The sequence below is a fragment of the Paenalkalicoccus suaedae genome (genome assembly GCF_006965545.2).
In the GTDB taxonomy this organism is placed as follows: Bacteria; Bacillota; Bacilli; order Bacillales; family Salisediminibacteriaceae; genus Paenalkalicoccus; species Paenalkalicoccus suaedae.
The window spans coordinates 31,585-52,734 of the sequence record NZ_CP041370.1 but is presented as its reverse complement, the minus strand read 5'-3'; the positions used below and the strand labels follow the sequence as shown (position 1 = coordinate 52,734).

Here is a 21,150-nt window from a genome sequence, read left to right as displayed (position 1 = left end):
TTCGAGGACAGCCGGCGTCATCGACTATGAGCAATCCATTGAAGTTCTCGGATGGACGGAAAACTAATGTTTTCCTTGATTAAAAGCAGGCATCGAGCCTGCTTGGAGGCTGCTAAAGCAGCCTTTAAAACCACAAAAATCTTCTTGTAAGGCTTTGTTAACACAAAGCCTTACAAACACTTTCAACGCCCCTAACACCTTCACAGCTCAGCAGAAAGATTGATTTTCACATTACACCTCATATCGATTACATTTAATCATTTCTTTCAGGAGTTTTTAGAAATCCTTACTTTGGGGTCCCCTCCGGGTCTGCTCCCGGACTGTAAGCCGGCCCAAAACGCCGGCCAACATTCCGCGGCATCTCGCTTCCCTCTAAAATGCCCGATAACATGCATCTGTAAGCTTCCGGATTGCCTGCGGCGGATCCCGAAGCAACAGCTGCATTGTTCCTGGCCATTTCTTAACGAGTGAACGAGGACAGAGGTTCAAAAGAAGCAGAAAGGCTCCCGTAACTCCGGTCGCATTTCCGCAAAACGATTGCCGGCAGGCGCCGGCATGATTAAATCTTTTTTTTAGACGCCTTTTTTGTTTTTGTCCAGCCAAACGCCCCCACCTTGGCCAGCTAAAGCTGTCCGGGGGCTTTAGCATTTCACATTCAACATCGGCAAGCAACACGCCGGGCACGCCCGCCGCGTTACTATCCGTGTTTCATAAAAGCACACAAGGGCCGCCAATTTTTTTGTGAACGGACAGCTGCACGCATCTGTCACAAATAAATTGGTCTTAACGATCCGTAAAGGGCTGCAGAACACCCCTTAACGGATCGTAACCCCTTGTGTGCTTTTTGGCTGTGAATGCAATTCGGCCTCCGCAAAAACAAAAAAGTCTTAAAAAAAAAGGAGCTGTTACATATGTTTTTCACATCTATTGTATGGCATAAAGAAGACCTGAAATCCGCATTAGAATCCAAAGGATTCCTTGGCACTGAGAAGAATATTGAAGCCTGCATTACCAATGGCTTTGAACAAACATTAAAAGAAAGAAGCGTTGAAGAAGGATGGACAATATTAGATGACCTAATTGGATCAATCGAATCACAGCTAGATAAAACCCAGTCAAAGGCGTACTGCAGTTTTTGGACTTATAAAGCGTCCGCCAATGAATACCCTGAAACACAGGTAAGATTTTGTGTTTACGAGGACTGGTTAGAAGAAGTTCTAAACCGCAGATTCACTGATATCCCTGATATCAGTACCTTCACGAGTGAATATACGTACGACCAAACTAAACTCATTTTTGAAATAGCAACGGAAAATAAAAGTGAAAGTGGGCTAACTATTTTGAAGGAGGATGAAGGAGAATGAATATGAATGCAGCACAAGCAATTCAACGGAAAATAAAAAAAGAGCATGTGACCCCGACCAAAGAATCACTGCTCAAATCAATACGTGAATCAAAGTATACCACAATCAGCAAACTATTAAAATATGGCGATTCAAATAAGGTCATGACTCATATTGCTGAACTTGAATCCCAGGGAGAGATCATCGTATTCGATGACAAAATTATAGCAGTCAGTCCACGAATATCACTTTCTTTAATCGGACTGTTGTTTTTCGGAACAGTAATCTTCGGGAACCTCATAGCTTAAGCATCCCCATTCCAAAGGAGCGATACATGATGATACTTGTAAGACTCGATAATTCAGTAACTATCTATAAACCAATTACAGCAGATTCCGGAAGAATCATAAGCAGTCGTTACAAAGACCTCCCAGCACACCTGGAAGCAGCTAGTGAAATCAAAGTCGATTATCCTTTTGGGATGAAGAAACGCCTTAGATACGTTGAAAAATTAGGGTTTAGACTAAAAGAAACACTTCATTTTGACGATACAGCCCCTTACAGCCGAAACAGACAAATATGGTCAAAATAACATTGTAAAATCAGGCTTCAAATAGCCTGGTTTTTTCGCCGCCTTTGGCGGACGAATGGACGGAAAACTAAAGTTTTCCTTGATCAAAAGCAGGCATCGAGCCTGCTTGGAGGCTGCTAAAGCAGCCTCTAAAACCACAAAAACCTCTTGTAAGGCTTTGTTAACACAAAGCCTTACAAACCCCTTTCAACACCCCTAACCCTTCAGAGTCCAGCTGAAAGAGCTATATCTCATATCGATTACATTAGATTTCTTTAGGATTTTTCAGGAATCCTTACTTTGGGGTCCCCCTACGGGTCTGCTCCCGGACTGTAAGCCGGCCAAAAACGCCGGCCAACATTCCGCGGCATCTCGCTTCCCTCTAAAATGCCCGATAACATGCATCTGTAAGCTTCCGGATTGCCTGCGGCGGATCCTGAAGCAACAGCTGCATTGTTCCTGGTCATTTCTTCACGAGTGAACGAGGACGGAAGATCAAAAAAAGCAGAAAGGCTCCCGTAAAGCCCCGGTCGCATTTCCGCAAAAAGAATGCCGGCAGCTGCCGGCATGATTAAATCTTTTTTTAGACGCCTTTTTTGTTTTTGTCCAGCCAAACGCCCCCATTCTTGGCCAGCTAAAGCTGCCCGGGGGCTTTAGCATTTCACATTCAACATCGGCAAGCAACACGCCGGGCACGCCCGCCGCGTTACTATCCGTGTTTCATAAAAGCACACAAGGGCCGCCAATTTTTTTGTAAACGGACAGCTGCCCGCAGCTGTCACAAATAAATTGGTCTTAACGATCCGTAAAGGGCCACAGAACACCCCTTAACGGATCGTAACCCCTTGTGTGCTTTTTGGCTGTGAATGCAATTCGGCCTCCGCAAAAACAAAAAAGTCTTAAAAAAAGGAGAATTCACATGCAAGAGATCATTTTAGTGATAATAGCACTTTCATTATTTGGCTTTTTATCAGTTATCACTATCAGAACAAAAGGTGAAGGCAAAAGGTATTCCATCTTGGTTTTACTAATTGCCATAGCGTTTCTTGGTGTAGTTTGTTGCAGTAAATTTTCCTAAAAACTCAAAAGGAGAGGGTCAAATGAATGTCAATACAGCAGACGTGAATCTAGTTGGTTCTATGTCACTCAATGAGTTTCTTGAAATAGCCAAAGAAGAGTACCAAGCATTAACAGGCATACCTGAAGCTATACCTTTCGATAAAGCCTTGTTACAAAGTCATTCAGAAGAAAGTTTGGAAGCTATTTGCGGCACTTTCTGCGACTTCATAGATACAGTAATTTTGAATTTCATGGATCATAATCAATTCTTTTCAGAGAATGAGTTCATATCATATGAGCCTGCTATGTATTGCGATTCTGACGAACAAGGGATAAATGAATTTGATTGTTTCGTAGAATCTATTTTTAAACGCAACGGTAAGTATCATTTTTTCCGTATAGGCTATGTTTTCACCTATAAAGATATAGAGAATGAGTTTACTTTCCAAACGTGTCTTACTGCCATAGAAAACAGTTTGAAATCTCAAATACAGGGGTGTTATCAAAATGATAAACCAAGTGCATTTTGACATATATCAAGCAACTCTTGAAAAACAACAAGGCGATCCGGCAATAGTCATTCCTATGCCTGTTCCTGACACCGAAGCAAACGCTATGGGATACCTACAAAGACTGGTTTCTCCGCTAAAGTGGAAGGTTATAGAATGCGAGCATTTAGGCGAAAAATTAGTTCCAAACAGCAACGATTTCGATTATGAACGAGTAAATGTGAAAAACGGTAGAAATTAAAAACACAAGCATACAGATTGGTTGGCAGGGATTGGTCCCCCTGCCCTCAATCTCCAAAGGAGACGATAACAGCAATGAAATCTTTAACTATCTATGAAATTCTCACTCGCTACAAAACCTTTGAAGAACTTTGTGAAGCTCTTGATTCTTGCTTTGATCTTCACGACTTAGGTTATGTAGACGAAAACACACAAGCGAACTATATAAAGCTTTCAGAGATATCGGCAATCGATCTATTATATATGTGGAAACAAGCCAAAAAAGACAAATCGCTCCCGCCTTATGCGGAGCTTTCAAACTATGAAAAGGCGAAAGTCACCACAATCTACACTTACGTTGGTGAATTAATACCAAATGAGAACGGCATAAATGATCACTTAGGTTGTGCCTGGTTTACAGTTCCCAGCGATTGGGCAGAAAGTAAAGCGAAACAGCACGGCTATGACTCACTGTCTGAATTTCAAAGTGAGTACATCATGGATGACACTGCCGGCTGGCTACAGGATGCAATTGCGACATCTAACGTATTAATCTGCGGTGCAGGAAACCCACCCCATTCCAAAGGAGTGAGATAACATGGAATCATCTAAAAAGTCCTCCCAAGAACCTGGCTTTATAACAATTTGGGGACGGGCAGGAATATCATTTAAACTAACTAACGAGGAAATGCATAAAATCCACGCTGACCCGGACTGCTTTTCATCTATTATGACAGTCGTCCTTTCAGAGAAAAGATACGAGTTTGATGGGGAAACGTATTTTCCAGAAGAAGCCGGAGAAAATGAAGTGCTTTACACCGATAATGTTACATCTGAATTTTGCTGTTAATGTTAATAGATATTACGGCAAACAAACCAGCATGAAAATCATGCTGGTTCGCATGGTAGGAAAACTAAAGTTTTCCTTGATTAAAAGCAGGCATCGAGCCTGCTTGAAGGTTGCTAAAGCAACCTTTAAAACCTCCCCCCTGATTTTGCTAGCGCAAAAACAGGGGGAAAACCAAAATCAATTTGCTATAATGAGCGTAACTGAAGATGCAGCCACATCTCAGTTACAAAATCATTCTGCTGATCAGTGTGTTTTAATACACTGATCTTACTTTTTAAGTGCCGTTAAAATTAATGTGAACATCCCAACTAAAACTGTTGCTGTAGTTCCATTCGTAGCAATTAACAACTGTAGTACCTCATTTGTATCCATTTGACACCACCCCCTCTTTATATTTCAAAGCATAGCACATCCTTTTTTCCATTTGTGATCCGTTGTTATCAAGATTAATTGGGGTCCCCCTGCGGGTCTGCTCCCGGACTGTAAGCCGGCCAAAAACGCCGGCCAACATTCCGCGGCATCTCGCTTCCCTCTAAAATGCCCGATAACATACATCTGTAAGCTTCCGGATTGCCTGCGGCGGATCCTGAAGCAACAGCTGCATTGTTCCTGGCCATTTCTTCACGAGTGAACGAGGACGGAAGATCAAAAGAAGCAGAAAGGCTCCCGTAAAGCACCGGTCGCATTTCCGCAAAACGTATGCCGGCAGCCGCCGGCATGATTAAACCCTTTTTTTAGACGCCTTTTTTGTTTTTGTCCAGCCAAACGCCCCCACCTTGGCCAGCTAAAGCTGTCCGGGGGCTTTAGCATTTCACATTCAACATCGGCAAGCAACACGCCGGGCACGCCCGCCGCGTTACTATCCGTGTTTCATAAAAGCACACAAGGGCCGCCAATTTTTTTGTGAACGGACAGCTGCACGCATCTGTCACAAATAAATTGGTCTTAACGATCCGTAAAGGGCTGCAGAACATCCCTTAACGGCTCATAACCCTTGTGTGCTTTTTAGCTGTGAATGCAATTCGGCCTCCGCAAAAACAAAAAAGTCTTAAAAAAGGAGGACAAAATGATCATAGTCAAGATCGATTTTGGTGATTATCAATTAAATGTTTATTTAGAAGGTGATTACCAAAAAGAGCAAAAACGATTAGGTGATGCTTTTGAGGAAGCAATGTATAAAAAAGCTATTGCCCAAACCAAAAAGGATGGGTGGGCTTTGCCTCCACTTAAACGTTTTTTTGAAGTTACAGAATAAAAACGGTAGAAATCAAGAACACACGTACAAGGGTTATCGGTTGGGGGTTGGTCTCCCCTTCCACTCAATTTTTAATCAAGGGGCGAAAATGAGTGACTAAACAAGAAATAGCGCTGGTATTAGCCAGATACATTACAGATTTAGAACTAGACCTTAAATTAACAGAGGAAGAAAAAGAACTTGCTAACTGTCCATTTGAAGTTCAACTCTACCAAGAAAAATGCAAAGTAGTTCTAGACAAATTGCAACTGTTGTCTGACATACGGCAAGATTTACGAATTCCTGATGTTAAGTTTTGGCGAGCATTAAAAATGATTGAATATGAAAACAAAAAAGGAGTGTCTATGTAATGGCAGTAAAAACGTACGTAAAACCTGAAATCACAAAGAGATATAACGAGTTGCACATGTACAAATACAATCCCGATCACCAAATTCAGTATTATGCAAACAAATTTAAAAACGATCTAGCACCTCTAGTTCAAAATGAAGATCAAAGAGATTATTTTCTAAATAGGTTGATGGAGTTTGAAAAATTTTTAACTCAGCGAATGGAGAAATCACTTACCATGATCAAAACACCAAGTCCCTTGATTACCGGACGGGCAAACTATCCATTTGAAAGAAAGCAAAAGGAATTAACTCGAAAAGACAATTATGATCGAGAAACAACTGAAAAGATGACACGGTTTATTCAAAACACAAAGAAACATCTTGGCTCCTTAGAGAAGCCCGAAGAAAAAGCAGTAAAGGCATATTCTGAATTCAGAAAAGATTGTATAAGAATCCGCCTAATAAAAGAAGGTAAAATGCCTGGATATGATATTACGTTATTCAAAAACAGTCTCGTCACCAAATTAAAAAGACTATTCAAAGAAGGACACAACAAGGAAGAGTTATACAAGATATTTGAAGCAGAAGGCATGACAAAAGTTTTCACAAAACGTCACAGCATCTATAAACTCTTTCAAGCTGAAGAAAAAAAGCCGCACTATCCCACTTTGACTTATGAACAGTGTCGCGTAGTCGCTGATGAAGAAAGCGACAGATTAAAAATTATCTTTCCTGATGATCAACGGCCCGACGATCAATTAAAAGATAAATTAAAGAAAAACACATTTAGATGGTCACCACACTCACAAGCCTGGCAAAGAAAATTAACAATGAATGCATATAGGGCCGCAAAGGCTATATTTGAATAGAAACTCGGTAGAGATTAAAAACACAAGCACAAATCGGACAGGATTCGTCTACCTGTCCCTCTATATAAATTCGGAGGGGAACAATATGGAGTACCTAGTAGTTTGCGAAATTGAAGTAGATGCCAATTCAGAAGAAGAAGCAGCCGAAGAAGCTATCGAAAGCTTTAAATCGTTAATCACGGAAGGTTCATTATACGTTGAAGTGAAAAAATTATAATACTACCGTCATACTTTATTGAACGGTTCAGCAAGGAGTTTTTGCAATGACAAAAAACAAATTATTAAACGCCTTAACACTATTCAAAACTTCCGCACGGGAGATTTCTGATTTATGGGATGAATCTGATGATGTTACGTTTAACAAACTTAATGAGGGTTTTCCATTCGATCAAGATTTTTGTGAAGTAGTTGAAAAAATTGAAAATTGGTTAATTACGCAACAAGAACTGCTCAAATAACAAAAAGAAGTTACCGCGCTACATAGCGCGGTAAGCTCGTTACGCAAGGTCGGAAAACTAAAGTTTTCCTTGATTAAAACGCAGGCATCGAGCCTGCTTGGAGGTTGCTAAAGCAACCTCTAAAAACATTAAAACCTTCTCTGGTGGTTTTGCTGCGCAAACCACCAATCAAAACCTTGTAAGCTTCTTCTTTATATCTTCTCTGCTATAATTACAACAACTTTATATCATGATGACTGCTGATGCTGGAACATCTTCAGTCACCCTTTTAGATCAGTTTTTAAGCTGATCTTTTTAATTACCTGTAGCAATCAAAATAACTTTAAACATACCAAACAATATTGTGGCCGTAAATGAATTTGTAATTAAGACAAGCCTTAACATCCACAGCAGTTCCTCTTTATTCATATTATTTCTCCTTTCTCCCTTACTGATTTTTTCCATTCCGTTTAACCTCCTTCCTTCGATTAGTCTTATTTTTCTTTTACACTTCATAACTTGCATTAAGCTATTATTTTGGGACATTAAATTTCAAACCCCTCTCTTACATGTTCACTAGATAATACTCGCACTTTTTTTATACCGCACATTTAAGGGAAAATTTCTACCCTCATTATTAACTGCGAAGCGATTTTTAAAATGGCACAAATTTATGGTGAAAACCTCTTCTAATTCTAACTGCGTATTATTCTTTCAAAATGGACATCATCAGTTACTATAAGTTGCGTATCTACTTCTAAAAATGGTTAAAAATTTCCCTTGGGTCCCCCTGCGGGTCTGCTCCCGGACTGTAAGCCGGCCAAAAACGCCGGCCAACATTCCGCGGCATCTCGCTTCCCTCTAAAATGCCCGATAACATACATCTGTAAGCTTCCGGATTGCCTGCGGCGGATCCTGAAGCAACAGCTGCATTGTTCCTGGCCATTTCTTCACGAGTGAACGAGGACGGAAGATCAAAAGAAGCAGAAAGGCTCCCGTAAAGCACCGGTCGCATTTCCGCAAAACGTATGCCGGCAGCCGCCGGCATGATTAAACCCTTTTTTTAGACGCCTTTTTTGTTTTTGTCCAGCCAAACGCCCCCACCTTGGCCAGCTAAAGCTGTCCGGGGGCTTTAGCATTTCACATTCAACATCGGCAAGCAACACGCCGGGCACGCCCGCCGCGTTACTATCCGTGTTTCATAAAAGCACACAAGGGCCGCCAATTTTTTTGTAAACGGACAGCTGCCCGCAGCTGTCACAAATAAATTGGTCTTAACGATCCGTAAAGGGATGCAGAACACCCCTTAACGGCTCGTAACCCCTTGTGTGCTTTTTGGCTGTGAATGCAATTCGGCCTCCGCAAAAACAAAAAAGTCTTAAAAAAAGGAGAGTCACATTGTGGGGAAATCAGTTTATGAAATCATCACGGAGAAAATTATTGCACAACTTGAAAAGGGTGTTGTTCCTTGGCATCAGCCCTGGACAAATTCCTGTGCAGCAGTTAACTGGAAAACACAAAAGCCTTATCGGGGTATCAATAACTTTTTAGTCCCTCCTGGGGAATACGCTTCTAAAAAACAAATCTTAGAAGCTGGCGGCCGCATCAAAAAAGAAGAATTTAAAAACTCACATATCATTGTGTTCTGGTTATGGAAAGAGTTTGAAGACGAAGAAACAGAAGAAAAAAAGAAATTTGCAAAGCCTATCTACTACCGCGTATGGGATATCAATAAACAATGTACCGGGCTAAAAAGTAAACGAAAACAAGAAACGTATAATCACGATCCCATTGAAAAAGCTGAAGAAATTATCAATAACTATCCCAATGGTCCAACCTACACCTTTGAACCTGGAGAAGCTGCATACTTTCCAACACTCGATAAAATCAATTGTCCGCCAATACAAGATTTTAAAGTGCCAGAAGAATACTACTCGACTCTTTTCCATGAAATGATACACAGTACAGGCCATAAAAGTCGCCTAGCAAGAACCTTTGGTACATTTGGTGACGAGAAATATTCTAAAGAAGAGCTAGTGGCAGAAATGGGTGCAGCTATGCTGTGCGGCATTGCCGGGATAGAAAACAATACCATTGAGAATAGTGCAAGCTATATCAAATCCTGGCTTTCTGCATTAAAAGACGATAACCGCCTGATATTCCATGCATCTGCACAAGCCCAAAAAGCTGTTGACTATATTTTAGAAAATACAGAAGAAGATCAAATAAGTACGGCAAGTTAAATACAGGTAGGAATCAAAAACACAAGCACAAGGAAAAACTCGCGGGGCTGGTCCCCCCGCATTTACTTATGGACAGCAAAAATCAAAGGAGGAAAAAACATGAAAACATTTCGAAAAGGTGCAAAAGTACAGCTTTTAGTTGATCACGATTCACCATGGGGGCACTTCCCAAAAGGTACAATAGGGAAAGTTATTTGGCATGACAAAGAAGATGAGGAGATGTCACACGTAGCAGTTGATTTTTACTATAAAGATACGGAAGCTCTTTTACGTGAGGATGAAAGTTTATCTTTCTGGGACGTGGAAGATGGTCCAATAGTTCACGAAAAAGACTTAAAACTCGTGAGTTCAAATTAGGCGCAAAATTTGTTGCGGCTAAAATCGCAACCGGCTTTTGCCGGTTACGCAAGGTCGGAAAACTAAAGTTTTCCTTGATTAAAACGCAGGCATCGAGCCTGCTTGGAGGCTGCTAAAGCAGCCTCTTAAACCCAAAAGAAGCAGAAAGGCTCCCAGAAAGCCCCGGTCGCATTTCCGCAAAAAGAATGCCGGCAGCCGCCGGCATGATTAAATCCTTTTTTTAGACGCCTTTTTTGTTTTTGCTCAGCCAAACGCCCCCATACTTGGCCAGCTGAAGCTGTCCGGGGGCTTTAGCATTTCACATTCAACATCGGCAAGCAACACGCCGGGCACGCCCGCCGCGTTACTATCCGTGTTTCATAAAAGCACACAAGGGCCGCCAATTTTTTTGTAAACGGACAGCTGCCCGCAGCTGCCACAAATAAATTGGTCTTAACGATCCGTAAAGGGCTACAGAACACCCCTCAACGGCTCGTAACCCCTTGTGTCCTTTCGACTGTGAATGCTGATTGGCTCCCCAAGCAAAACCAAAAAAGTCTTAAAAAAAGGAGAATGAATCATGAAGAAAGCTATGTCATGGCATTTGGATGTGTCCGATCATCTAACGCCTCACTTGAACCGTACTATCACTCTACCAGAAACGGATTTTATTGCTGAAGATTTAGACTATAATACTATGGCATTCAATAAAACTGACAATCAAATTGTCTTCACAGAATCGGGTACATTTCCGCAGCACAACCTGGTTATTCAATACCTGCCGGCAGGCACATCAGGAATTTTAGCTGTAATTAAAATTACAGCCATATTCCTCTCAGCCAAAAAAACGCTCAAAGGAGAAAGAACATGCTAACTCGAAAGTTAATGCAAGCTTTGGCCGTCCTGGTCATCCTACTTAGTGGATGCCAGGGCGTTAGCAGCAGCCATTCTGGAACAACTGAAAAGACCGTTGATCTATCTGATAAAATTGAGGTAACTGTTAGACGCGTTATAGATGGAGACACATTTATTGCCGATGTTAATGGTACTGAGGAAAGAATCCGTTTAATATTGGTCGATACTCCGGAAACAGTCCATCCAACAAAAGCAGTGCAGCCTTATGGAAAAGAAGCTTCAGCCTTTTCAAAAAAGACGTTAGAGAATCAAAGTGTTTATCTGGAATACGACAAAGAAAAGCGTGATAAATACGATAGACTATTGGCATACGTATTTTTAAAGGACGGGACCTCATTTAACAAAATTCTCTTAGAGAAGGGCTATGCTCGTTTAGCTGTTTTTCCACCAAATATTAAATATGAAGATGAATACAAACAAGCTGAAAAAGAAGCAAAGAAAAAGAAATTGGGATTATGGAATAATAAGAAAGGTGAATAAAACAATGTGTAAAACTATACTTCCTTTAGAAAAAGAACTTCCTATTGAATATCTGTATACAGTGGTTTGTCTTAACGATATTTATGAGCGTTTGTATGGCTTTAAAAAAGGTGTTGTTTACGAGTTTTTTAGAAAAGGGGCAGAATTCCGCAACGCAAAGGTGAATGAATATTATGTAAGAGCGTATGGCACAGATATTTATCAAGAAATTGACTTTAGACTTGTATGTTTTGCCTATACCACAGATAAAGAAGATCCAGAAGATGAACTGGAACTGTATCGTAGATCTTTTTCATTTACCGATAGCAAAAAGGCGCCATCTTACTTTAAAGTTTTGGGACATCCTCGTGATAGTATTGAAATAACTAGATACAAAAAATTTTTAGGATTGCTGAAATACGTTGAATACAACTACTTCAGACCTAGAGTAAAAAAGGAAAGTATAAGTTCTGAAAAATGCTCTCTGTTAAATAGAGAAATCAAGGCTAAAGTGTGGGCCCCTATTGAGTTATTAAAAAAACAGAACAAAGATATAATCTTAGAGTTTTCGGAATCTATTTGTTATGCACTAGCCACCTTAGAAAACTTTTGCAAGATTCCTGATGTTGTGGACTTAAAAGCTGAAATTGATAAAGTAAATGAATTGCTTAAAGGATACTATTCATTTGCTTTATCCGCCAATGAGTCATTTAAAGATAAAAAGACTAAAGAAATGAAAGAATTCCTCGAAAAACATCACTCATTAATGAATTCACTTAATGAGAACATTAAAAATCTAACTGACGGGAGATCAATGAAATGAAAACTTGCCCATACTGCGGTAGCCCCGTAGCAAAAGAAAACGAATCTAACTATTATGAATGTGAATTCTGCATGATCAAGATAAAAGACGCCGAAGAAGATGGCAGCCGCAAAACAGTTCCCTTCCGTGAAACTGCCGATGAAGAGGACCTTTACAAGACTACACCTGAATTAATGACTTTTCACACATATGAGTTGCTTTGCTTGTTAAAGCTTATCAGACAAAAACGCAGCCAAAAGTATAATGAACTTTATAAGAAGGCGGCGACCGGTAACACTGATTCACAGGAATCCAGGAATGATTATCAATTCCTCACAAAGAAAATGAATATCGTTGAAAATCTCTTGCTGCAAAGACTTGGATATATTCCGGATAGTCTATATGATTCTTTTCTTAAAAAGTACCTGGATAAGATTAAGAACGGCAAAAAGACCAATGAAAAAATGAAGATATACTCCAAGTAACATCCTGGTTTACATATCTCACCACGATGTGTATCATTACATATAATCAATCTTTGTGCTTGAGGATTGATTTCTACCGGCCCCGGACATGACCATCCGGGGTTATTTTTGTTAGATGACATTAATACCTCTATTTGATAACATGATAAGTAGCCCAAAGTGCTACCAACACCTTGGACAGTGGAAAACTTAAATTTTTGTAGACTTCCCTTTAGATTTTTCGGCTTGCGGGAGGTCTATTTTTTTAACAAGATCAACCAAAGCGAAAAAAACGCTAGAACAATCAGCCCTTCAACCATTACAATCACCTCCTTATTTGATCGAGCATAAATTCTTACATATTGGAAATAATAATGTCAGGGATTTCCCTGTCAGGGTACTACCAATACCCTGGACAGTGGAAACTTAAATTTTGGTAGACTTCCCTCTAGATTTTTCGGCTTGCGGGAGGTCTATTTTTTTAACAAGATCAACCAAAGCGAAAAAAACGCTAGAACAATCAGCCCTTCAACCATTACAATCACCTCCTTTCAAATTTCCGTAGTAACCAACATTATCCCCACTTTTTTTTGTTACAATTCCGATGATGCTTTTTAATGAAATCCTAACAAACTGACGTTCCGCCTATGCTTTTACTTGATGTCTCTTCATTATTTTTATCAGTTTGATGTTATAACAAAACATCAATTCTTGTTTTAAATGTCTTAAAGAAACAAAATATATTTAGTAACTAAAAGGGGAGAGTGACTATTGGTCACTCCCCCCTAATTTGGGCTTGTTCCTTATCATATAATTAGCCTCAGATACTGCCAAAGTATATAGGAACCATTTATTTTGCTTTAATGTTTAACTTTAGAGCAACTATAGCATATGTAAAAAATTCTGAAAAGAAAAATTGTCTGTTTCCAATTTTCTTCGAGCTTCCGGTGATTCTTGTTTCAAACAGTTTGCATTATATACCAGGTTCAAATGACTTTATAGGCCATCGTCCTTCCTTTATTATTTCATAAGGGAGGTGATTTTTTGTTTATATCCCCTATGCTGCTTGAATCCACAAAAGAACCATTCGATGATGATTCTTATATCAGTGAGCTTAAATTTGATGGTATACGGATTGTACTATCAAAATTCAATAATCATATAAAGCTTTATACACGTCACAACAATGAAGTTAGCAGCAAGTTTCCTGAGTTATTGAATTTAGATGTTCCTGACGGTACGGTGTTAGATGGCGAAATAATCGTAACCGGTGCCGATGGATCTCCTGACTTTGAGGCTGTTATGGAACGGTTTATGTCCAATAAGTCCCCACATAAGATCGTATATTGCATTTTCGATGTCATTTATTCAAACGGCCAATCCATCGCATCAAACCCACTAACGCAACGTAAAGAAGTGCTTAAAGGTCTTGAAATAAACCATCCGAATGCTTTTGTACTTGAAGGGATAAAAGGAAATGGTGTCTCCTATTTCAATATGGTTAAAGAAAAAGGATTAGAGGGCATCGTCCTAAAAAAAGCAAACTCAGTATATGAAATCGGAAAACGGTCTAAGAACTGGATTAAAGTCATTAATTATGACTTTACTGAAGTGCTGATAATCGGCTACACACGTAAAGATATAAAATTTCTGCTGTCTTACCAAGATGGCACGCCCGCTGGCATGATGGAATTTATGCCAAAGTCAGAGCGACATAAGTTTCATTCAATGAAAAAATTAAAGTCTGAAACTGAAGATTTTGTTTTTGTTGAACCTGTCTCGTGCAAAGTTAAACATCGTTTTATGACCAAACACGGGAAACTTCGTTTACCTTCATTCGTTTCTTGGAGAGAGTAACCTCTCCATTACATAACTACTCCCCCACTCTTTTTTTAAAAAATCCACAGCAAAAAAAATAAAATAGCCCACTAACACTGTTACACAGTAAATTTGTTAACGAGTAAACCTGTTACACTGTTACAATCACGAAAACCTTTCTTTATCAACGTTTCAACCTCCCTCTTCGGAAATTTTCAATGTCGCTAACGTATAAGATTGGGGATGTCGCGGGCCTCACCGTATTTCCAGGTGCTCCGATACCTGGCATCGACCTCTTTCTTCAGCTGCCACAGCACCGGCGCAGCGCGCCTGCTTTCCTGGATTCCGGATGCGGCCGGATCTTACCTTCAGCTGTATAGAGGATACTGACGCACGGTCTTTTCCTGCCTATAAACAAAAAATCGTCCTTTAATAAAAAGGACGATTACTATTTTAACGATTTTCCTGATCTGATTTAATTTGATTTGACTTATTCAATAAATCATTTAAAGACCGAACATTCGAATTCATTTTAGAAATTGTTCTTCTTAGATTTTGAGAAGGAATATACTTACCATCGGCTGTAATTTTTCTAGCCCTAGTTCCGGCAGAACCTTTAACTTTTCTTGCCCTTACAGCTGGGGAACGTTTAACAACAACCGAGCCAGAGCTACTGTAATTCGCAAGTTCTCTACTCATTAGTGCTCCCTCCTATCAGCAAGTTCAAAAATTCAAAATAGAGTTGGTGTTTATCCATTATAGCACATTCAACCTCTTGTGCGTATGCTTCAGCACGCTTTACATTCCAATCCTCTTCAAGTGAAAAATGAAGGCATAGAACAAAGTTATCAATGGCCTCAGTGATGTAGAATGTCTTTTTATCTTCCCTGTAAGTAATTAATCGTTCACCTTGATTGAAGGCATCAACAACATGAATTCCCTCTTCGTATAATGCAAATACTTCCGGAGCTGTTATATCTCCTGCTTTTCCGACCAATCTTAATGTTTCTCCATCCTGAGAATATAACGAAGCAGCATAACATGAATTGATATGATTAACGACTACTGGGTTTGTATCTTTAGCCTGTATGATTTCGTAACTGTGGTTAAGAAATTCAATCCCTTGTTTTAAAAAGTTTGACCAATCTTGTTGCTCTTTATTCAATATTAAATTTCTTTGATGGAGCATAGTAAGGGTGTGTTCGGCGTATTCTACTAAATATGACTGCTGCTCTTCAATCTCAGTTAACTCGTCTAACCTAGGGATAAAGTCAACAACCGTCTTTAAAGAATTGCTGATCATTTGAGCAATTTGTTTAGCCTCTTTTTCCGATTGTGCATAATCAAATTCATACAACCAATACCTTTTTATATATATGTCATATAAAAATGCCCAAACAAAAGGATCAGCAGCTTCTAAATGTCTTTTAACCATTCCATCCTGACTGGCGATCCAGTTTTCGAAAGGATCAAAGGGTGAATCAGGCGGCCTATGGTTCTCTTCAATATATTGGTTATATAGTGAGTCAAAATCCTTTTTTAATTCAAAGAACCTCTTTTTGATATCCGGATTTACGAAAACCAAAATGTGCTTCTTCTTTTTCCAAGCTTCTTGGAATTCCAAGTATGTAGGTGTTACATTCCCCCATCTTAATTCCGGTTCTTCACCTGATTTAGTGTTTATCAGTAATATGACAATGTCGCTTTTCTCAACTACTTCGATGCAATGCTTCATTGTATCCGGCTTCCATGTTCCAAAATCTTCTTCTTCAAAGATGGGTACCTCATGGCCACATTCTTCTAAGTGTTTTTTGATGATTTTTCTCGGTGTCTTTAAGGACTCTTCGTATGCTGAACTGATAAATATTCTCGTCTTATCAATAACCAGCGTGCTCTCCCCCTCTCACTTCCATATTGAAAATTATACCTCTTGATTGCTCTATAGGAAATTAATCAACAAAAAAAGTCATCAGGATTACCCCGATAACTTTTTTTAAATTCAATTTCAAATTCACTCCTCTTCACTTACACTAGAATTATTCCTTTTATGCCGAACAAATAGACTGATAATGACTCCCAAGATTCCAAAAAACAATATTATATAAAAATGAATACGGAATGTTTTTATAACCGAGAGTGTTTGATTTTGTACATCTTGATCAACTGGTAACCATGAACGAAGTGCTTCGCCAAACCCTCCGGTACTAAATGCCATTATTAGAAATATTGCTCCTATAGAGATAAACACACGTTCAAATTTTTTAAATAGGCTTAACAACAAGAAAATAAAAGACAATCCTGCAAATATATTAAACAATGTCTCATTCATATTATCTTAAACCCCTTCATTAGATTGACTATCCACTGCAATACGCGTCATTAAGAACGATCTTATATTTTATTCAACTCAATTGAGCCGGCATTATTTAACGCGCGTTGCTCTTTTATGAACTGTTTTTCAAATTCAATTCTTTCTTTAGCATGTTTAACATTGACTTTAAATAATTCGTTTTTCTCTCTACGATAAGGTTTAATTGTGTTTTCGGCTTCTCTTCTAATTGACACGATAATATCCGTCACTTCATCTCTAAGAGCTTTAATCTCCTTTATATGGGGGTCATCATAATCACCATAGATTAGAGATATCAATTGATCAAATATTATTTTCAAAGAGTCATCATAGCGTATAAGCTGAATGTATACTTTATAATAAGCTTGAGGAAAATTCCTTACCAATAAATCATTCTTATTAGAATGATCAAAGCGTGGAGCCTCTAATCTAAGAACATCCAACAGATCTTTAAGATTATCCACCAGTGTCGTAAAACTTACATCCTTGTTTGGGCGATATACGATAGCATCCATTTTAAGACTTAAATTTTTTTGTATCTTCAAATAATCTCTAATTAACTTTTTACTCGTATTGTACTTCTTAGGAAGCTCTCTCATATCAGAAATTTTATTGGAGATATTCATTAAACCATCAAAAATTTCTGGACCCCATGCAGCTAAAGGCAAAAGTAACAATGATGTTAGTAATAATAAATATTCCATGCTATCTCCTTTCTATGCACAAGCCAATTGAACGATCTTAAAAATAAGAAACATTCCTGCGACCACAAGTGCCACACTTATTAATCCCGCAAATAATCTAAATAGAGCATACACACCAACAATACCAACGAAAATCAGTAAAGCGCCGAAGACCATTTTCACCAACAGAAGGAATAAAATATGCCTGAATAAAACCATTAGCGTAATCACCAGCGCAATGGCGAACATGTATTTTATTTTTTTTGACATCATGAATTCCCCCTGTTAGTTAGTAGTCAAATCATAAGTCTAATGACTTCACAGCCTGATCCTTTTGGTCCTGTGTAATTCCGATATATCTTAATGTAATGCCCGCGCTACTATGATTAAACATATCCATCAGCAGCGTAATATCAGTTCCATTCTTGTATTGATGATAACCAAAGGTTTTCCGCAATGAATGCGTCCCAATGTTTTTTAAGCCTATTGTGTCAGCTGCAGCCTTAATATTCCGCCAGGCAGTCACCCTGGTAATCGGCTTATCTTTAGATTTCTGGCCGGTGAAAAGGTAATGGTCAAGGTTCCCTTCATACCGGTGCTGAACATATTGAACGATTGCTTTTCGAACACCTTTAGTCATGGCAATTTTGTTGTGTTTCCCTGTTTTGGTTTCTCTCAATTCAAAGTAATCTAGGGGCTTCATTTTTTCGTCAATAACATCTTTGAATTTCAAATGAATTAAGTCACTAATCCGAAAAGCAGTGTTTATCCCGATAATGAAATATACGGCGTCACGTTCATTCATCGAATAAAGTAGCTTTTTCATGTTGTCTATATCTTTTCTGTTTCGGATCGGTTCAACTAAATTCATACAAATTACCTCTTCGTTTTAAATTAAGTCATGTGAAATCTAAATTCACAGTCCTTTTTGCATTACTTCTATTGTAATAGTGCTGCTGTTAGTTGAACAGTTTTTTCAATATCCCCGCCTGTTAGTATCTTCCGTTTATAAAGGTTACAAACCCTAGTATCACGGCAACAATAAATACAAGGAATCCACCCATAATATTAAAGAAAATAGAATGTTGAATGAAGAATGCCTTAAATTCATTTGGGAAAATCGCTTGAATTATGCATAAAGAGGCCACAATAGCACCAACAACAATACTTACGGTAAATCCTAAAAAATTTTTCTCTTTTCTTTCCATAACAGCGCCTCCTATTTTCAACGATTGCTTAATAATTTATACTTAATTAAGGGCTGAAGCAGCCCCATTTCCTTAACTCTTCGGGATTCCTGTTTGGCGACTGATCCCGGAGGGTTATAGTAGTTCGATTTTATCCTTATAAAGTTTAATCGGTATTCTTAGCCCAACTTGTTTTTGATCGTAAACTTCTTTAGGAACAGTTATGTCATAATTTTTTTCGTCTGCATAAATTTTAATGTAATAATTCTCAGTTGTTACTCCTGGTGTAGCTCCAGACATCATATAAATTCCACCACCTATAACAACCGGTGTTACGGTAAAATCCATACTCGAATCTGTAGTAGAATATTTGTCAATCACTAAAGCATCCAGCTTCTTCCCCTTCTTTAACACTTTTTCTTTCTCAATTCTTGCTTCTTCAGCTGCCTTTTCTATAAGACTATTGATATCTTTATCCATCTTTGTAAGGGTCTCGTCAGTCTCATGTACCATCCAATAGAAACCCACATACAAAAACATTAGAAAAGCAATGCAAATACCGGTAAACGATAAATATTCTCTCATGGTCTAAATTCTCCTTTCGTGTCATTAAAAAGGAAGGTCATCATCACTAACATCAATAGGCTTTCCACCTGTGAATGGATCTCTCCCCACACCAACATCAGCAAAACCTTCCCGGCTGTTACTTTGACCTTTAAATCCTTGATCGTATCCAGGGTTGGTCTCATTCTGATTCTTGTTCTTGGATTCTAAAAACTGAACGGAATCAGCTAACACCTCAGTTACCCAAACACGTTGCCCCTGGTTATTATCATAAGTGCGAGTCTGAAGACGGCCATCAACTCCTGCCATACTGCCTTTCTTTAAAAAATTAGCAACATTCTCAGCTGTCCTTCTCCATGCCACACAATTTATAAAATCTGCATCACGTTGACCGGATTGGTTTGTAAATGTACGATTCACAGCCAAAGTAAAAGTGACGACCGGTGTTCCATGTGGGGTATACCGAAGATCAGGGTCCTTTGTTAATCTTCCTACTAGAACTACTCTATTCAACATTTAATCTTCCCCTCCAAATCTATAATGTTCAGATCATTTATAAACCCAGCAACCAATGATTTATCTCTTATCATGCTATTTAACTGATTGAGAAAAAGCATCATTCCATTTCTTGTTTTTTCGGTATATTCCAGGTGCCAATCATCAAATTTTATGTAGAGACACTTTCCTCTTGGAGTATCAGAAATCCCAGCGTCAAACAAAAACTTAACCTTGTTAAGTTTCTCCGCAATCCTGGTAGCAGCTTCTTTACGACTAACATTCACTTCCCAATACTGAACATCCATTTTTTCACCCCTTTTCCTCTTTTTGAAAATGTAACACAATATCATTATAACATATGTTGTGTTACATTTTTATACTTTATTTTAACTTTTTCAAAAAAAAAAGAGTGCTAACCCCTTGGTACATAAGGGATTAGCACTCTTTTGAAAATGTAACACAATAACATTGTGTTACATTTCTTCGAATCTATAATAACCTCTTCGTGGTTTTTTTACTGAAGGATTTTTCTCCATAATTGATCTCATAAAATTTGTCATGTTAAGTATTTGCATATTTGTCTCTTTCTCAATCTTACTCCTAAGTTCATCAGCAGACAAACCGTCTGGATTGACTTTCAAAATATTAACGGCAACATGTTTTCTTATGTCTCTTTCAGGTTTTGACTTTTGATGAATTTCTAGCGAGGCTAATTGTTTAAGATCAGGAAGGTTTTTATATTCTTCTCTATCGATTTCTCTAAGACGCTCAAAAATCTGATTTCGTTGTTTCTGATACTCCTTGATCAAAGTGATTTCATCTTTGTCTATTTTTTCCAGACGATCTTGCAACGCTTGTCTTTCTGTAAGCATTTATATCTCTCCTTTATCTAAAGATATCGGCAGTCTTGAAAGAAGATCAAATTATAAAGAACTTTATACGGTGGGACAATGACCATGCTAAAATAAATAGATGAGAAGCTCTTATTGTCTTTATATGAAAGTGAGAAATGCTTCTTTAATTTGTGAAAACACTAATCTATATATTGTGTTTTTGCCATAGCTTGCTATACTTAAGATACAAAAAAAGACAACCACAATATGGTTGTCTAGTGTATATTATTCCTGTACATTTGCCGTGTATCTCAATAGCGATCTGCTGGCCCCTGAAAGGGGGTGATAAAATGTCAACTGAAGCTTATCAAGCTCTAATGGTATTTATTAGCTTCCAATCATCATTAATTGGTTTGGGCTCTTTAATTGTTGCCGTGTTGACTTTAAAAAACAAAAAATAGACCTCCCTTGAGCTCTGGAAAAGTTAAAGGGATAAGTCTATTAGGAAAAATACTCGAGCCAGCCCCTTAAGGACAGCTTGTGTACAGACCGGA

The 21,150-nt window shown here is 38.6% G+C and carries 32 protein-coding genes; 19 read left to right on the top strand and 13 right to left on the bottom strand.

All coding sequences use genetic code 11. The annotated features are described in order from the left end of the window. Positions 1-911 precede the first annotated feature (911 nt). The 3 genes from FLK61_RS00345 to FLK61_RS00335 are packed head-to-tail and all read left to right on the top strand — an operon-like array spanning position 912 to position 1,935. On the top strand, positions 912-1,364 hold the full coding sequence (locus FLK61_RS00345; protein WP_061113858.1) for a hypothetical protein: 453 nt from the start codon (positions 912-914) through the stop codon (positions 1,362-1,364). Then, positions 1,361-1,651, top strand: coding sequence for a hypothetical protein (locus FLK61_RS00340; protein ID WP_013603271.1), 291 nt, complete (start codon positions 1,361-1,363; stop codon positions 1,649-1,651). The genes FLK61_RS00345 and FLK61_RS00340 overlap by 4 nt, the downstream gene beginning before the upstream one ends. 26 nt (positions 1,652-1,677) lie before the next feature. After that, complete coding sequence (locus FLK61_RS00335; protein ID WP_013603270.1) at positions 1,678-1,935, top strand: hypothetical protein; 258 nt, start codon at positions 1,678-1,680, stop codon at positions 1,933-1,935. 290 nt (positions 1,936-2,225) lie between these two features. On the opposite strand, the gene FLK61_RS00330 is transcribed toward FLK61_RS00335, so the two are convergent. After that, positions 2,226-2,528 carry a hypothetical protein gene (locus tag FLK61_RS00330; protein ID WP_013603268.1) on the bottom strand — a complete coding sequence of 101 codons (303 nt, stop codon included), beginning with the start codon at positions 2,526-2,528 and terminating at the stop codon, positions 2,226-2,228. A gap of 486 nt (positions 2,529-3,014) precedes the next feature. On the opposite strand from FLK61_RS00330, the gene FLK61_RS00325 reads away from it, so the two are divergent. From FLK61_RS00325 to FLK61_RS00290, 9 genes are all read left to right on the top strand, one after another. Then, on the top strand, positions 3,015-3,503 hold the full coding sequence (locus FLK61_RS00325; protein ID WP_013603266.1) for a hypothetical protein: 489 nt from the start codon (positions 3,015-3,017) through the stop codon (positions 3,501-3,503). Further along, positions 3,481-3,723: a hypothetical protein gene (locus FLK61_RS00320; RefSeq protein WP_013603265.1), complete on the top strand. Its 243-nt coding sequence runs from the start codon at positions 3,481-3,483 to the stop codon at positions 3,721-3,723. Before FLK61_RS00325 ends, FLK61_RS00320 begins: the two co-directional genes overlap by 23 nt. 74 nt (positions 3,724-3,797) lie before the next feature. After that, on the top strand, positions 3,798-4,298 hold the full coding sequence (locus tag FLK61_RS00315) for a hypothetical protein (protein WP_013603264.1): 501 nt from the start codon (positions 3,798-3,800) through the stop codon (positions 4,296-4,298). 1 nt (position 4,299) lies between these two features. Continuing rightward, the gene (locus tag FLK61_RS00310) at positions 4,300-4,551 is read left to right on the top strand and encodes a hypothetical protein (RefSeq protein WP_013603263.1); all 252 of its coding nucleotides are present in this window, start codon (positions 4,300-4,302) and stop codon (positions 4,549-4,551) included. Between the two features lie 1,066 nt (positions 4,552-5,617). Next, positions 5,618-5,806, top strand: coding sequence for a hypothetical protein (locus tag FLK61_RS00305; protein ID WP_033881410.1), 189 nt, complete (start codon positions 5,618-5,620; stop codon positions 5,804-5,806). Positions 5,807-5,898: 92 nt separating this feature from the next. Further along, a complete protein-coding gene (locus tag FLK61_RS00300) occupies positions 5,899-6,156 on the top strand; it encodes a hypothetical protein (protein WP_013603256.1) in 258 nt (85 codons plus the stop codon). Next, positions 6,156-7,007 carry a hypothetical protein gene (locus tag FLK61_RS00295; protein ID WP_013603255.1) on the top strand — a complete coding sequence of 284 codons (852 nt, stop codon included), beginning with the start codon at positions 6,156-6,158 and terminating at the stop codon, positions 7,005-7,007. Before FLK61_RS00300 ends, FLK61_RS00295 begins: the two co-directional genes overlap by 1 nt. Positions 7,008-7,092: 85 nt before the next feature. Next, positions 7,093-7,224, top strand: coding sequence for a hypothetical protein (locus FLK61_RS20140; RefSeq protein WP_013603254.1), 132 nt, complete (start codon positions 7,093-7,095; stop codon positions 7,222-7,224). A gap of 46 nt (positions 7,225-7,270) precedes the next feature. Beyond that, positions 7,271-7,465, top strand: a complete 195-nt coding sequence (locus FLK61_RS00290) for a hypothetical protein (protein ID WP_013603253.1) — start codon at positions 7,271-7,273, stop codon at positions 7,463-7,465. Positions 7,466-7,759: 294 nt separating this feature from the next. Here the strand turns inward: FLK61_RS00290 and FLK61_RS00285 are convergent, their stop codons facing one another. Continuing rightward, positions 7,760-7,909 (bottom strand): hypothetical protein, encoded by a 150-nt coding sequence (locus FLK61_RS00285; RefSeq protein ID WP_013603251.1) that lies wholly within the window; start codon positions 7,907-7,909, stop codon positions 7,760-7,762. A gap of 935 nt (positions 7,910-8,844) precedes the next feature. On the opposite strand from FLK61_RS00285, the gene FLK61_RS00280 reads away from it, so the two are divergent. The 7 genes from FLK61_RS00280 (at position 8,845) to FLK61_RS00250 (ending at position 14,520) form a co-directional block, all read left to right on the top strand. Then, complete coding sequence (locus FLK61_RS00280; RefSeq protein WP_013603249.1) at positions 8,845-9,687, top strand: ArdC family protein; 843 nt, start codon at positions 8,845-8,847, stop codon at positions 9,685-9,687. 99 nt (positions 9,688-9,786) lie between these two features. Further along, a complete protein-coding gene (locus tag FLK61_RS00275; protein WP_013603248.1) occupies positions 9,787-10,044 on the top strand; it encodes a hypothetical protein in 258 nt (85 codons plus the stop codon). 559 nt (positions 10,045-10,603) lie between these two features. Next, a complete protein-coding gene (locus tag FLK61_RS00270) occupies positions 10,604-10,897 on the top strand; it encodes a hypothetical protein (protein WP_013603246.1) in 294 nt (97 codons plus the stop codon). Further along, positions 10,891-11,418 carry a thermonuclease family protein gene (locus FLK61_RS00265; protein WP_013603245.1) on the top strand — a complete coding sequence of 176 codons (528 nt, stop codon included), beginning with the start codon at positions 10,891-10,893 and terminating at the stop codon, positions 11,416-11,418. The genes FLK61_RS00270 and FLK61_RS00265 overlap by 7 nt, the downstream gene beginning before the upstream one ends. Before the next feature lie 4 nt (positions 11,419-11,422). Further along, entirely contained in the window at positions 11,423-12,220 is a 798-nt protein-coding gene (locus tag FLK61_RS00260; protein WP_013603244.1) for a hypothetical protein, read from the top strand. Next, positions 12,217-12,684 carry a hypothetical protein gene (locus tag FLK61_RS00255; RefSeq protein WP_013603243.1) on the top strand — a complete coding sequence of 156 codons (468 nt, stop codon included), beginning with the start codon at positions 12,217-12,219 and terminating at the stop codon, positions 12,682-12,684. The genes FLK61_RS00260 and FLK61_RS00255 overlap by 4 nt, the downstream gene beginning before the upstream one ends. Positions 12,685-13,707: 1,023 nt before the next feature. Next, positions 13,708-14,520 carry an ATP-dependent DNA ligase gene (locus FLK61_RS00250; protein WP_013603241.1) on the top strand — a complete coding sequence of 271 codons (813 nt, stop codon included), beginning with the start codon at positions 13,708-13,710 and terminating at the stop codon, positions 14,518-14,520. 414 nt (positions 14,521-14,934) lie between these two features. On the opposite strand, the gene FLK61_RS00245 is transcribed toward FLK61_RS00250, so the two are convergent. The 11 genes from FLK61_RS00245 to FLK61_RS00195 form a co-directional block, all read right to left on the bottom strand. Further along, on the bottom strand, positions 14,935-15,180 hold the full coding sequence (locus tag FLK61_RS00245; protein ID WP_013603240.1) for a hypothetical protein: 246 nt from the start codon (positions 15,178-15,180) through the stop codon (positions 14,935-14,937). Next, entirely contained in the window at positions 15,173-16,342 is a 1,170-nt protein-coding gene (locus FLK61_RS00240; protein WP_256683832.1) for a DUF4062 domain-containing protein, read from the bottom strand. The genes FLK61_RS00245 and FLK61_RS00240 overlap by 8 nt, the downstream gene beginning before the upstream one ends. Positions 16,343-16,492: 150 nt before the next feature. Continuing rightward, the gene (locus tag FLK61_RS00235) at positions 16,493-16,810 is read right to left on the bottom strand and encodes a hypothetical protein (RefSeq protein ID WP_013603237.1); all 318 of its coding nucleotides are present in this window, start codon (positions 16,808-16,810) and stop codon (positions 16,493-16,495) included. Between the two features lie 62 nt (positions 16,811-16,872). Further along, on the bottom strand, positions 16,873-17,535 hold the full coding sequence (locus FLK61_RS00230) for a hypothetical protein (RefSeq protein ID WP_013603236.1): 663 nt from the start codon (positions 17,533-17,535) through the stop codon (positions 16,873-16,875). 12 nt (positions 17,536-17,547) lie between these two features. Next, the gene (locus FLK61_RS00225) at positions 17,548-17,787 is read right to left on the bottom strand and encodes a hypothetical protein (protein ID WP_013603235.1); all 240 of its coding nucleotides are present in this window, start codon (positions 17,785-17,787) and stop codon (positions 17,548-17,550) included. Between the two features lie 28 nt (positions 17,788-17,815). Further along, positions 17,816-18,385 carry a site-specific integrase gene (locus tag FLK61_RS00220; RefSeq protein WP_013603234.1) on the bottom strand — a complete coding sequence of 190 codons (570 nt, stop codon included), beginning with the start codon at positions 18,383-18,385 and terminating at the stop codon, positions 17,816-17,818. A 121-nt stretch (positions 18,386-18,506) separates the two neighbouring features. Then, complete coding sequence (locus tag FLK61_RS00215) at positions 18,507-18,722, bottom strand: hypothetical protein (RefSeq protein ID WP_013603233.1); 216 nt, start codon at positions 18,720-18,722, stop codon at positions 18,507-18,509. 114 nt (positions 18,723-18,836) lie between these two features. Next, on the bottom strand, positions 18,837-19,286 hold the full coding sequence (locus FLK61_RS00210; protein WP_013603232.1) for a hypothetical protein: 450 nt from the start codon (positions 19,284-19,286) through the stop codon (positions 18,837-18,839). Positions 19,287-19,310: 24 nt separating this feature from the next. Then, positions 19,311-19,781: a single-stranded DNA-binding protein gene (gene ssb, locus FLK61_RS00205; protein WP_013603231.1), complete on the bottom strand. Its 471-nt coding sequence runs from the start codon at positions 19,779-19,781 to the stop codon at positions 19,311-19,313. Continuing rightward, a complete protein-coding gene (locus FLK61_RS00200) occupies positions 19,775-20,068 on the bottom strand; it encodes a hypothetical protein (RefSeq protein WP_013603230.1) in 294 nt (97 codons plus the stop codon). Before FLK61_RS00200 ends, ssb begins: the two co-directional genes overlap by 7 nt. 168 nt (positions 20,069-20,236) lie before the next feature. Beyond that, positions 20,237-20,635: a Rok-like winged helix domain-containing protein gene (locus FLK61_RS00195; RefSeq protein ID WP_013603229.1), complete on the bottom strand. Its 399-nt coding sequence runs from the start codon at positions 20,633-20,635 to the stop codon at positions 20,237-20,239. Between the last annotated feature and the right edge of the window lie 515 nt (positions 20,636-21,150).